Source organism: Saccharothrix coeruleofusca, assembly GCF_014648515.1.
Taxonomy (GTDB): Bacteria; Actinomycetota; Actinomycetes; order Mycobacteriales; family Pseudonocardiaceae; genus Actinosynnema; species Actinosynnema coeruleofuscum.
Genome location: NZ_BMRG01000022.1, coordinates 1 through 12,090, shown reverse-complemented (window position 1 = coordinate 12,090; position 12,090 = coordinate 1). Strand labels below are relative to the sequence as shown.

Sequence of the window (12,090 nt, the reverse complement as noted above, 5' to 3'; positions counted from 1 at the left end):
AGCGCTCCCCCACCACCTCCAGGGCGCGGGCGACCGAGCACACCTGGCCTTCGTACGTGCTGCGCAGCATGGCGGCCATGGTAGCTCTGGTTTCTTCCCGCAACCGCCCGGCGATCAGCACCGTTGCCCTCGAAGCGGTTGAGGGGCAACGGTTTCCGCACTGATCCGATGTGGAACGCGCCCCGGCGGCGAGGTGCGGTCCGCGGCCGTCGTCCGCTCGGGCACTTCCACCGGGAGCACCACTACCAGCGGCTGTGACCCGCGAGCGGGAGAAGGACCCGATGTCCACCAGCCGCCCGCGGCGACCGACCAGCCGTTAGGTGCCTGAGCGGTCCCAGCGGGCGGGTCAGAACTCGGGCACCTCGGCCCGCGCGCGGTCGCACTCGGTGCTCAACCCGGCGCTGATCGCGCGGCTGATGCCGTCCAGCGCCCGGAGCTGCTCGGGGGTCAGCACGTCGAACAGGTGCTCGCGCACGGTCGTGACGTGGCCGGGCGCGGCGGCCTCCAGCACGGCGAAGCCCTCGTCGGTCAGCTCGGCGATCGAGCCGCGGCGGTCCGACGGGCAGGCCCGGCGCACCACCCAGCCCTCCTTCTCCAACTTGGCCACCGCGTGGGACAGCCTGCTGCGCGAGGAGTGGCACATCATCGCCAGCTCGCTCATCCGCAGCGCCCGCCCCGGTGTCTCGGACAGCGCGACCAGGATCTCGTAGTAGGCCATCGGCATCCCGGCGTCGCGCTGGAGCTGCCGGTCCAGGTGCTCGCTGAAGGTGGTCACGGCGGTCATGAAGCCGCGCCAGATCCGCTGTTCCTCGGCGCTGAGCCACCGCACGTCTGCCATACCTCCATCATACGCGATGGTTGAACTCTCAACCAGGATGCGTTACGTTAGGTTGAGAGTTCAATCAGACCGAGCGAGAAGGATCGACCATGACCTCCACCGCGCAGATCCCCGGTTACCTCGTGGGCACCTGGGCCATCGACCCGGTGCACTCCGACGTCTCGTTCGTCATCCGCCACCTGGGCGTGTCCAAGGTGCGCGGCCACTTCGGCAGCGTCGAGGGCCAGATCGTCACCGCGGAGAACCCGCTGGAGTCGACGGTCACCGCGACCATCCACGCCGACTCGATCGACACCAAGAACGAGCAGCGCGACGCGCACGTCAAGGGCGAGGACTTCCTGCACGTCGAGCAGTACCCGACGCTGACCTTCACCTCCACCGGAGTGCGCGCCGAGGGCGAGCAGTTCTTCATCGACGGCGACCTGACGCTGCGTGGCGTGACCAAGCCGGTGTCCCTGGAGCTGGAGCCCAACGGCTTCGGCGACGGCTTCGAGGGCGCCAAGGTCGCGGGCTTCTCCGCCACCACCGAGATCAACCGCCGCGACTTCGGCGTGACCGGCGGCGCGGCGGGCGCGGTCGTCGGCGACAAGGTCAAGATCGTGCTGGAGATCGAGGCCGTCAAGCAGGGCTGAGCACTTCCCGGTCGACGAGGGCCCGCCGCGCGACGGCGGGCCCTTTTCGCGTCCGCACGCCGTGGCGTATTCCATTGGGACCGGCATCGGGGTACGTTGCCCGGCAATCGGCGTCCCGATCACCGGGGTGAACCGGAACGCCGTCACGCCCGTAAGTAGCCGTGACAGACGTGGAACCCGAAACGCTTTCGATCGGCGCTGAAGCCGCAGAGCTTAGTACCACGCGGTTCGCCCGCAGTGGTAGACCACGTGGGTGACGGCGCTCGGACGCATGGCACCATCTGGCGCAGCGCGCGTCGGACGCTGGCGAGGAGGATCCGTGTGAACGCCCAGACCGAGCAGGTCGATGACATTCGGCTGGTAGCGCTGCCCACAGCCATCAACGTCGCGGACATGTTCGTGCGCTTCTCGCTGGGCGAGTGGCGGCTGACCTCCATGCGGGACGAGGCGGCGCAGACCGCGCGCCGCCTGGTCGCGGCGGCGGTCGAGGTCGCCGAGCACGGCATCCCCGGCTTCCTGCTGGTGCGGCTGCGACTGACCGGCACCTACCTGGTGGTCGAGGTCGAGGGCGATCGGGTGGCCATGCCGCCGGAGCTGGCCAACGCGCGCGCGGGTCTGGTCGACCTCACCGCGGGCGGCCACCTGGCGTGGTGCGAGCTGGCGCTGCCCTCGGGCATGAACGCCTCCGCCGTGCCGCTGCCCCGCCGCGAACCGCGCCGCTCCCCGGCCGCCGAGCGGCTGGGCGACGAGCCCGAAGTCGACCCCGAAGTCATCCAGCGCATCCTCTACGGCCTCGGCGGCTCGGTCCCCCACCGCCCCGAGTGACATCCCACGGGCGTGGCGGCGTCCCGACACCGGTCGGAACGCCGCCACGTCTCACCGGGACAGCGCCGCCAGCGCGACCGCCAGCACCGCCATGCCGCCCCACGACACCAGCGGCAGCCGCTCGTGCAGCACCACCACCCCCAGCACCGCCGCCACCGCGGGCTCGGCCAGGGTCAGCGTGGTCGCCGCCGCCGCGCCGGTGTGCCGCAGCCCCCGCCCGAACAGCAGGTAGGCCAGGAACGTGGTGAACACCGACAGGTGCGCCACCACCGCCAGCCCGGCCGGACTGGCCAGCCACCCCGCGCCCAGCGCGAGCAGCACCGGCGCGGTGAGCACCGCGGCGCCGCCGAACACCGCGCCGACCACCGCGCGGGAGGGGTGCCCCAGGTCGATCAGGTGGGCGCAGATCGCCGAGTAGGCCGCGTAGGACAGCCCGGCGACCACGGCCAGCGCCACGCCGACCAGGTCCACGCGCGCGTCACCGCCGCCCAGCACCAGGATCGCGCAGCCCGCCACCGCGGTCGCGGTCACCACCGGCCGGGACCGCAGCCCCAGCACGATCGGCGCGGTGGCCAGCGCCACCGTGGTCGCCACGGCCACGCCGGTGCGCTGCACCGCCGGGTAGAAGGCCAGCGCGTAGCCCGCCACGGTGACCGCGCCCAGCACCAGCAGCCGCCAGTCGGCCCGGCGCAGCACCGCGCGCGCACCGGGGGCGGTCAGGAACAGCAGGCAGCCACCGAGGACCAGGCCCGCCGCGCCGACCGCCGAGGCGGGCGCGGACGCGGGCGCGAAGGCACTGGCGGTGCCGGTGGTGCCCCACAGGAAGCACGCCGCCAGGATCGGCAGCGGTCCCTGGACGAATCGAGGACGTGCTCGTACCGCAAGGGATGACACGGGTTTCTCCGTTCACATCGACCGGGATCGGGACGCGAACGGGCGCACGGCCGTGGCCGGTGCGGGATGACCTCAGCTGGTGCGCCCGGTCAGGCGCACGGAGGGGGCAGCACTACGTGCCAGTGGGTGCTCACGGCCGTCAGCCTAGCCCACCCGGACCACCGGTATCCTCGTGAGCATGGACGTCGGCGTCGCAGACGACCTGCTGCGGCGGTCTCTGGTGATCCACAAGTTCGCGGTCGAGGAGCTGATGACCAAGCTCCGCATCCTCAGCGAGGAGTTCGACCTCGTGCACAGCCACGACCCGATCGAGCACATCACGCAGCGGGTCAAGCGGCCGGACGCGATCCTGGACAAGCTGCGCCGCAAGGGCCTGCCCGCGGACCTGTCGCTGGCCGCGGACCACCTGGACGACGTGGCGGGCGTGCGGGTGGTGTGCCCGTTCGTCTCCGACGTCTACCGGGTGCGCGACATGCTGGGCAGGCAGAGCGACGTCGAGATCCTCAAGACCAAGGACTACATCGCCCACCCCAAGCCCAACGGCTACCGCAGCCTGCACCTGATCGTCCGCATCCCGGTGTTCCTGTCCGACCGGGTGGAGCACGTCAAGGTCGAGGTCCAGCTGCGCACCATCGCCATGGACTTCTGGGCCACTTTGGAGCACAAGCTCTTCTACAAGTACGACGACCAGGTGCCCACGGGCTTCGTGGAGGAACTGGGCCGCACCGCCGCCATCGCCGCCGAGCTGGACTCGCGCATGGAGGCGCTGCACCTGGAGGTCCAGCGCGACGAGCGCTGACCCCCGCCGCGGGGAGTCGCGAGTCGATCGCCGGGGGTGGGCCGCGCCCCCTCGCCACCCCTGGGCGGGAGTCGGTCGGGGGGACGCGGCGCGACAGGTGCTGTACTCCGGCCACCGCGTGGTGGACACTACCGACGCGCCCGGCAACGCATAGCCCCCCGCAAACGACCGGGAACTCCATTGGTTACGGCCCGGTGGACATTTTTTCGGAACCGGCTCGGTAAGGTTCGTCTAATCCCTTTCAAGACCTCCGGACGTGACGGAGGTTACTCCGCAGACCCGGCCAACCGCCCGCTCAAAGCCCTGGTATTACGAAACCAACGAGTCCAAACATGCCGTTCGAGTGAACCTCCGCAGGCCCTTCACCAACGTGCGGTTACGTGTTGACAAACCGGGAACCCTGCATTTTGATAAATGCTCCGTTCGGCGGTCGCGATGATCGTGGGCGAACCGTCAACGTGACACCGAGGCCAATTGGCTCATTCGCGAAGGACCGTGATGGACACCGATCTGATCCAGCAGCGATTAAGCGAACTGACCCGTGCGCACGGGGTTCCCGGAGCCCAGTTCGCCGTGCACCGCCACGGCCGGACGTGGACCTGCGCCGTGGGTGAGGCGAGCACCGGAACGCCCCTCACCGACGACGCGGCCGTGCCGATCGGGTCGATCACCAAGACGTTCACCGCCACGGTGGTCATGGCGCTGGTCTCCGACGGCGACCTGGAGCTGGACGCGCCGCTGTCGGACCACCTGCCCGAGCTGCGCCGGGTGGCCAGCGACCTGGGCACCCAGCTGACCGCCCGGCACCTGCTCAGCCACACCGGCGGTCTGCCGTCGGACCCCGAGGACGCGCACGGCACCTCGCTGCGCCGCCACGTGCTGGAGGCGTTCCGCACGCTGGAGCCGCTGCACCGCCCCGGCGCGGGCTTCTCCTACTCCAACATCGGCTACGTCCTGCTCGGCCACCTCATCGAGGTGCTGACCGGCATGAGCTGGTGGGAGGCCGTGGACTCGGTGCTGCTCAGGCCGCTGGGCGTGCCCGCGCGGTTCACCGTGGGCCCCGGCGCCGACCCGGCCGTGGTGCCCGGTCACGCGGTGCACCCGCGCACCCGCAGGGTGGTCCCGGTGCGCCAGTCGCTGGCCCTGGTCGACGCGCCCGCGGGCGCGCTCGCGGCCAGCGCCACCGACCTGCTGGCGCTGGGCCGGATGCTCGGCGGCGGAGCCCCGCCGCTGGTCGCCCCCGAGGACCTGGCCCTGATGCGGACCCCGGTGCGGCACGCCGAACCGTTCGGCATGGCCGACGGCTGGGGCCTGGGCCTGGCGCTGTGGCAGCGCGACGGCAGCACCTGGGTGGGGCACGACGGCAACGGCGACGGCACCTCCTGCCACCTGCGCATCAACCCCGAGGACGGCACCGTGGTGGCGCTGACCACCAACGGCAGCAGCGGCCTGCCGCTGTGGCGGCGACTGGTGCCCGAACTGGCCGAGGCCGGGTTGCCGGTGGGCGACTACGACGGCTTCCGCAACCTCGCCCGCCGCATCCCGCCGCCCCCGGACTGCACCGGCAGCTTCCTCAACGGCGACACCGAATACGCGGTCCGGGCCGCCGATCGGGAACACCTGGTGCTCACCGTGGACGGCGAACCGTTCGCCGACCTGTCGTTGTTCGACGGGCTGGTGTTCGCCATGCGCGATTCCGACACCGGCGACACGAGTCAGACCGGCCGGTTCCTGCGCAACCCGCGCGACGGCGGCATCGAGTGGATACAGATCGGCGGCCGGTTGGCTCGCCGGCAGGTTCCGGAAATGGCCTGATCGGATATCCGAAGTTTGAACTTCACCATTCGTGGGTAACTGCCGTGCCCACGCGCACCGAGTCGTTGAAAGGCTCATGTGACGATGACGTCTGCCCAAGTGCTGTTTCCCGCCTTGGTGCGGGAGCAAGCGTTACGCACACCCGACGCGCCGGCGATCCTCGCCGCCGGGGAATCGGTTTCCTACGCCGAGTTGGACGCGCGCGCCAACCGGCTCGCGCACCTGCTGATCGCCAAGGGCGCCCGGCGGGAACGGGTGGTGGCGGTGGCGCTGCCGCGCTCGGTCGACAACGTCGTCGCGCGACTGGCGGTGCTGCGCGCGGGCGCGGCTTATCTGCCCGTCGACCCGGACTACCCGGCCGAGCGGATCGCGTTCATGCTCGACGACGCCAAGCCGCTGCTGGTGCTGGACGGCCCGGTGGACCTGTCCGGGCTGCCCGACACCGATCCGGGCGTGGAGATCTCCCCCGACGACCCGGCCTACGTCATCTACACCTCCGGTTCCACCGGCAGGCCCAAGGGCGTCGTAGTCACCCACCGCGGGCTGCCCGCGTTCGCCGCCGCCGAGATCGAGCACTTCGGCGTGCGGCCGGGCGACCGGGTGCTCCAGTTCTCCTCGCCCAGCTTCGACGCCTCGGTGCTGGAGCTGTGCATGGCGCTGCCCGCGGGCGCGGCTCTGGTCGTGCCGCCGCCCGGTCCGCTGCTGGGCGACCAGCTCGCCGACGTGCTGGAGGAGTACGGGGTCACGCACGCGCTGATCCCGCCGGTGGCGCTGGCGACGGTGCCCCACCGGCCGCTGCCCCGCTTCCGCCTGCTGATCGTCGGCGGCGACGCGTGCCCGCCGGAGCTGGTGCGGCAGTGGGCGCCGGGCCGAACCATGATCAACGCCTACGGGCCGACCGAGTCCACCGTGGTCACCAGCTGGAGCGGCGCGCTGGAACCGGGCGGCACCCCGCCGATCGGCCGCCCCATCCCCGGCACCCAGGTGCGCGTGCTCGACGACGAGCTGCGCCCGGTCGACGAGGGCGAGCTGTACGTGACCGGGGTCGGGCTGGCGCGCGGCTACCTCGACCGGCCGGGGCTGACCGCGACGCGGTTCGTGGCGGACCCGTTCGGCGCGCCCGGTTCCCGCATGTACCGCACCGGCGACGTGGTGCGCCGCGGGGACGACGGGCAGCTGGAGTTCGTCGGCCGGGCCGACCACCAGGTCAAGATCCGCGGGTTCCGGGTCGAGCCGGGCGAGATCGAGGCGCTGCTGCGCGAGCACCCGGCGGTGCGGCAGGCGGTGGTGGTGGCGCGCGACGACCACGGCGGCCCCAAGCGGCTGGTGGCCTACGTCGTCGGTGACACCACCGGGCTGCGCGAGCACCTGGCCGCCTCGCTGCCGGGCTACCTGGTGCCGTCGGCGTTCGTGGCGCTGGAGTCGTTCCCGCTGTCCCCCAACGGCAAGCTCGACCGCGCCGCGCTGCCCGCGCCGGTGTTCGGCGACGCGGAGCCGGAGGGGTACGTGGCGCCGCGCACCGACGCCGAGCGCGAGGTGGCGCGGGTGTGGTCGGAGGTGCTGGGCGTGCCGCTGGTCGGCGCGGAGGACGACTTCTTCGCGCTGGGCGGCGACTCGGTCCTGGCCGCGCGGGTGGTGGCCAGGCTGGGCCGCGGACTGCCCGCGCGGGCGCTGTTCGACGCGCGCACGGTCTCCGCGCTGGCGCGGCTGAAGCCCACGGACGCCGCTCCGCTGCCGCGCGCGCCGCGCGGCGTGCCGCTGCCGCTGTCACCGACGCAGCGCAGGCTGTTCTCCCTCGACGGCACCGCCGAGCACACCACCGGCATCGGACTGCGGCTGAGCGGGCCGCTGGACGTGCCACGGCTGGCCGACGCGCTCGACGCGCTGGCACGGCGGCACGACGCGCTGCGCACCACGTTCGACACCGCCGACGGCGAGCCCGTGCAGCTGGTCGCCGCCGAGGGTGAGATCCCCCTGCGGGTGGTCGACAGCGACGACGTGGACGGCGTGCTGGCCGCCGAGCTGGCCGAGCCGTTCGACCTGCGGAAGGGCCCGCTGACCCGCGCGGTGCTGGTGCGCACCGCGCCCGAGGAGCACGTGCTGCTGCTGGCCCAGCACCACATCGTCACCGACGGCTGGTCGGTGGCCCTGCTGGTCGACGAGCTGGCCGACCTCTACGCCGGGGCGCGCCCGCCGGAGCCCGCCGCCCAGTACCCGGACTTCGCGGTGTGGGACGCCGCCCGCGACGACCTCGCCCCGCACCTGGAGTTCTGGCGGCGCAGGCTGGACGGGGTCGAGGCGCTGGACCTGCCCACCGACCGGCCGCGCCCGCCGCTGCGCACCACCTCCGGCGCGGTGCTGCGCAGGCCGCTGGACGCCGAGCTGGTGCGGCGGCTGGCGGGCGTCGGCCGAGCGCACGACGCCACCCTGTTCATGACGCTCACCGCCGCCGTGCAGGTGCTGCTGTCCGCTCGCAGCCGCCAGCGCGACATCGCGGTCGGCACGGTCAGCTCCGGTCGCGAGCGCGCGGAACTGGAGCGGGTGGCCGGGTTCTTCGTGCGCACGCTGGTGCTGCGCTCGTGGGTGGACCCCGCGCTGCCGTTCACCGCGTTCCTGGACCGGGTGCGGGCCACCACGCTGGAGGCCCTCGAGCACGACGCGGTGCCGTTCGACCGGCTGGTGGCCGAGCTGCGCCCCGACCCCGACCCCAGCCGCAGCCCGCTGGTGCAGGCCGTGGTGGCGTTGCAGCAGCCGCTGCTGCGGCGCACCAGGATGGGCGAGCTGGAAGTGCGCGAGCACGACCTGCCCCGTCCGTCGGCCCGCTTCGACGTGGTGGTGGAGTTCTGGCCGCGCGACGACTCGCTGGTGCTGACCGTCGAGTACAACACCGACCTGTTCGACGCGGCGACCGCGCAGGGCTTGGCCGAGGACCTGGAGTCGTTGCTGCGCCTGGTGGTCGAGGACCCGGACCGACCGCTGGGCCGCCTGGTGGAGCTGGACTTCCCGCCCGACGACGGAGTGCTGCGCGTGCGCGGGCTGCGCGTCGACCCGACCGAGGTGGAGCGGGTGCTGCTGCGCCACGACGACGTGTCCGCCGCCGCCGTGGTCGCCGACGGCGACCGGCTCATCGCCTACGTCACCCCTGGGGCGTCCACGCCCGGCAGCGCCGCGCTGCGCGGCTTCCTGGAGCAGGTCCTGCCCGCGCACCTGGTGCCATCGGCCTTCGTCGTGGTGCCGGAACTGGACCGGGACGCGCTGCCCGCGCCACCGCCCGAGCACGACACCCAGGCCCGCTACGTGGCCCCGCGCACACCGGTCGAAGCGGTGCTGGCGGGGGTGTTCGCCGAGGTGCTGGGCGCCAGGCGGGTGGGCGTGCGGGACAACTTCTTCGCGCTGGGCGGCGATTCCATCCTGGGCATCCAGGTGGTCACCCGCGCGCGGCAGGCCGGTCTGGTGCTGACCTCGCGCGACATCTTCACCCACCAGACGATCGCGGCCATCGCCCCGCACGTCACCCGCGACCTGCCCACCGCGGCCGACCAGGGCCCGGTGACCGGCGAGGTGCCGCTGACCCCGGTCCAGCGCTGGTTCCTGGACCGCCACACCGTGCGGCCGGAGCACTTCGACCAGGCGGTGGCGGTGGAGTTCGACGCCGACGTGGACCGGGGCGCGCTGGCCACCGCGGTGGCCGCGCTGGTGGAGCACCACGACGCGCTGCGGATGCGGTTCCACCGCGACGCCTCCGGGTGGCGGCAGGTCAACGCCGCGCCGCAGGCCGCGCCCGATCCGTCGTGGGGGCCGCTGCTGCGCGCCGAGGTCGTCGGTCCGCGCCGGGTCCGGTTGACCGCGCACCACCTCGTGGTCGACGGCGTGTCGTGGCGGGTGCTCACCGAAGACCTGATGACCGCCTACGAGCAGGCCCGCCGGGGCCGGACCACCCACATCGGGCGCAAGACGACCTCGTTCCGCGAGTGGGCGCTGCGGCTGGCGGAGCACACCGCCTCGGGCGGGTTCGACGACGAGCTGCCGCACTGGGCTTCGGTCGTCACCGAGGCCGCCGACGTGCCGCGCGACCGGGAAGGCCCGAACACCGCCGGTTCCGAGCGGGTGGTCACCGTGCGGCTGTCGGAGCGCGAAACCGCGGCGCTGCTCAAGGACGTGCCCTCGGCGTACCGGACGCAGGTCAACGACGTGCTGCTGACGGCGCTGGGCCGGGTGCTGGCGGACTGGACCGGGCGGCGGCGCGTGCTGGTGGACCTGGAGGGCCACGGCCGCGAGGAGCTGTTCGACGGCGTGGACCTGTCCCGCACGGTCGGCTGGTTCACCACGATCTTCCCGGTGGCGCTGGAGCTGCCCCGCGCTGAGCGGGGCACCGACTGGGGCGGGGCGCTCAAAGCGGTCAAGGAGCAGCTGCGCGCGGTCCCGCGACGCGGCATCGGCTACGGCGCGCTGCGCCACCTGGCGGGTCGCGAGCTGGCCTGCGACCCGGACGTGAGCTTCAACTACCTGGGCCGGTTCACCGCCGAGCAGCGGGACCTGGAGCTGTCCGCCGACCCCGCCGCGCCCCGACCGCACCTGCTGGACGTGGTGGGCAAGGTGCAGGACGACCGGCTGGAGTTCTCGTGGCACTACAGCCGCAACGTCCACGACGACGCCACGGTGGCACGCCTGGCCGAGGAGTTCGCCGCCGCGCTGCGCGGCATCCTCGTGCACTGCGCCTCGTCGCGGACCGGTGGTCTGACCCCGTCGGACTTCCCGCTGGCGCGGTTGACCCAGGAGCAGGTCGACCTGCTGCCCGCGGACGTGGAGGACGTCTACCCGCTGACCCCGATGCAGGCGGGCATGGTCTTCCACGGCTTGGGCGACTCCAACGCCTACTTCCAGCAGACCACGTTCGTCGTGGACGGTGTGCCGGACTCGGCGGCCTTCGCCGCCGCCTGGCAGCGGGTGGTCGACCGGACCCCGGTGCTGCGCAGCTCGGTGCGCTGGCAGGACGTGCCCGAGCCGGTGCAGGTGGTGCACGCCGGTGTGCGGGTGCCGTTCACCTTCCTGGACTGGAGCCGGTTCGACGCCCGGCGGCAGGCGGAGGAACTGCGCGGCCTGCTCGACCAGGACCGGGCGCGGGGCCTGGACCTGACGCGGGCGCCGCTGATGCGGGTGACCATCGCCCGGCTCTCCCCCGACTCCGTTCGGGTGCTGTGGACCTTCCACCACGTGCTGCTGGACGGCTGGAGCGTGTTCCAGGTGCTGTCCGACGTGCTGACCCGCGAGGAACTGCCGGACCGCCGCCCGTTCCGCGACTACGCGGCCTGGCTTGCCGAGCAGGACGACGAGGCGGCCGAGCGGCACTGGCGCGGCGTGCTGGGCACGTTCGACACCCCCACCCCCCTGCCCGCCGACCGCTCGGCCACGGGCCCCACCTCGTCGTCCGCGCGGTTGCCGGTGTCGCTGACCGAGGCCGAGTCGGCGCGGCTGTACGAGTTCGCCCGCGAGCACCGGCTGACTCCCAGCGCGGTCGTGCAGGGCGCGTGGGCGCTGCTGCTGAGCCGGTACAGCGGCAGGCGCGACGTGTGCTTCGGCGCGACGGTGTCGGGCAGGCCCGCCGACCTGCCCGGCGTGGACGGGATCACCGGCATCTTCATCAACACGCTGCCGGTGCGCGTCCTGGTGGACGGGGCCGCGCCGGTGGCGGACTGGCTGCGCGGGCTGCAGGCGGCGCAGGTGGAGTCGCGCCGGTTCGAGCACGTGCCGCTGACCCGCTTGCAGTCGTGGAGCGGGGTCGAGCCCGGCGCCGCGCTGTTCGACAGCGCCGTGGTGTTCGAGAACTACCCGACCGAGCTGGCCGACGAGATGGGCCTGCGCGAGCTGGAAGCCGTGGAGACGACCAACTTCGCGCTCAGCGCCACGGTGTACCCGGCGCGGCGGCTGGAGGTGCTGCTCGGCTACGAACCCGCGATGTTCGACGCGGCGACCGTGGAGCGGCTGGGCGAGCGGCTGCGGACCCTGCTGGTCGGCCTGGTCGCCGATCCGGACCGGCCGGTGGGCGGCGTGCCGTGGCTGTCCGAAGCGGAGCGCGAGCAGGTTCTGGTGGAGTGGAACGGTGATGTGGTCGACGCGCCCACCGGCACCATCCCCGAGCTGTTCGCCGCCCAGGTCGCCCGCACCCCCGACGCGGTGGCGGTCACCTGTGAAGGCCGCCATCTGACTTATGCGGAGCTGGACGAGCGGGCCAACCGGTTGGCGCACCACCTGATCGGCCTGGGCGCGGGTCCGGAACGCCTGGTGGC

At 72.9% G+C, this 12,090-nt stretch carries 7 protein-coding genes; 5 read left to right on the top strand and 2 right to left on the bottom strand.

Annotation, left to right across the window (positions count from 1 at the left end):
* Window positions 1-346: 346 nt before the first annotated feature.
* Complete coding sequence (locus IEZ00_RS32120) at window positions 347-838, bottom strand: MarR family winged helix-turn-helix transcriptional regulator (RefSeq protein WP_189227138.1); 492 nt, start codon at window positions 836-838, stop codon at window positions 347-349.
* A gap of 89 nt (window positions 839-927) precedes the next feature.
* Between IEZ00_RS32120 and IEZ00_RS32115 the strand changes: the two genes are divergently transcribed.
* Window positions 928-1,470: a YceI family protein gene (locus IEZ00_RS32115; RefSeq protein WP_189227137.1), complete on the top strand. Its 543-nt coding sequence runs from the start codon at window positions 928-930 to the stop codon at window positions 1,468-1,470.
* A gap of 321 nt (window positions 1,471-1,791) precedes the next feature.
* Window positions 1,792-2,295, top strand: coding sequence for an ATP-binding protein (locus tag IEZ00_RS32110; RefSeq protein ID WP_189227136.1), 504 nt, complete (start codon window positions 1,792-1,794; stop codon window positions 2,293-2,295).
* Window positions 2,296-2,346: 51 nt separating this feature from the next.
* Here the strand turns inward: IEZ00_RS32110 and IEZ00_RS32105 are convergent, their stop codons facing one another.
* Entirely contained in the window at window positions 2,347-3,189 is an 843-nt protein-coding gene (locus tag IEZ00_RS32105; RefSeq protein WP_189227135.1) for an EamA family transporter, read from the bottom strand.
* 178 nt (window positions 3,190-3,367) lie between these two features.
* Here IEZ00_RS32105 and IEZ00_RS32100 point away from each other — a divergent pair, with 178 nt between their 5' ends.
* The 3 genes from IEZ00_RS32100 to IEZ00_RS32090 form a co-directional block, all read left to right on the top strand.
* The gene (locus tag IEZ00_RS32100) at window positions 3,368-3,988 is read left to right on the top strand and encodes a GTP pyrophosphokinase (protein WP_189227134.1); all 621 of its coding nucleotides are present in this window, start codon (window positions 3,368-3,370) and stop codon (window positions 3,986-3,988) included.
* A 498-nt stretch (window positions 3,989-4,486) separates the two neighbouring features.
* Window positions 4,487-5,803 carry a serine hydrolase domain-containing protein gene (locus IEZ00_RS32095; RefSeq protein WP_189227133.1) on the top strand — a complete coding sequence of 439 codons (1,317 nt, stop codon included), beginning with the start codon at window positions 4,487-4,489 and terminating at the stop codon, window positions 5,801-5,803.
* A 78-nt stretch (window positions 5,804-5,881) separates the two neighbouring features.
* A partial coding sequence (locus tag IEZ00_RS32090; protein ID WP_373293242.1) for a non-ribosomal peptide synthetase occupies window positions 5,882-12,090 on the top strand: 6,209 nt, incomplete at its 3' end.

What these genes read in the sequence shown, in the direction of transcription:
- IEZ00_RS32120 (WP_189227138.1), bottom strand. Translation starts at nt 838, where the DNA reads ATGGCAGACGTGCGGTGGCTCAGCGCCGAGGAACAGCGGATCTGGCGC.
- IEZ00_RS32095 (WP_189227133.1), top strand. Translation starts at nt 4,487, where the DNA reads ATGGACACCGATCTGATCCAGCAGCGATTAAGCGAACTGACCCGTGCG.
- IEZ00_RS32100 (WP_189227134.1), top strand. Translation starts at nt 3,368, where the DNA reads ATGGACGTCGGCGTCGCAGACGACCTGCTGCGGCGGTCTCTGGTGATC.
- IEZ00_RS32115 (WP_189227137.1), top strand. Translation starts at nt 928, where the DNA reads ATGACCTCCACCGCGCAGATCCCCGGTTACCTCGTGGGCACCTGGGCC.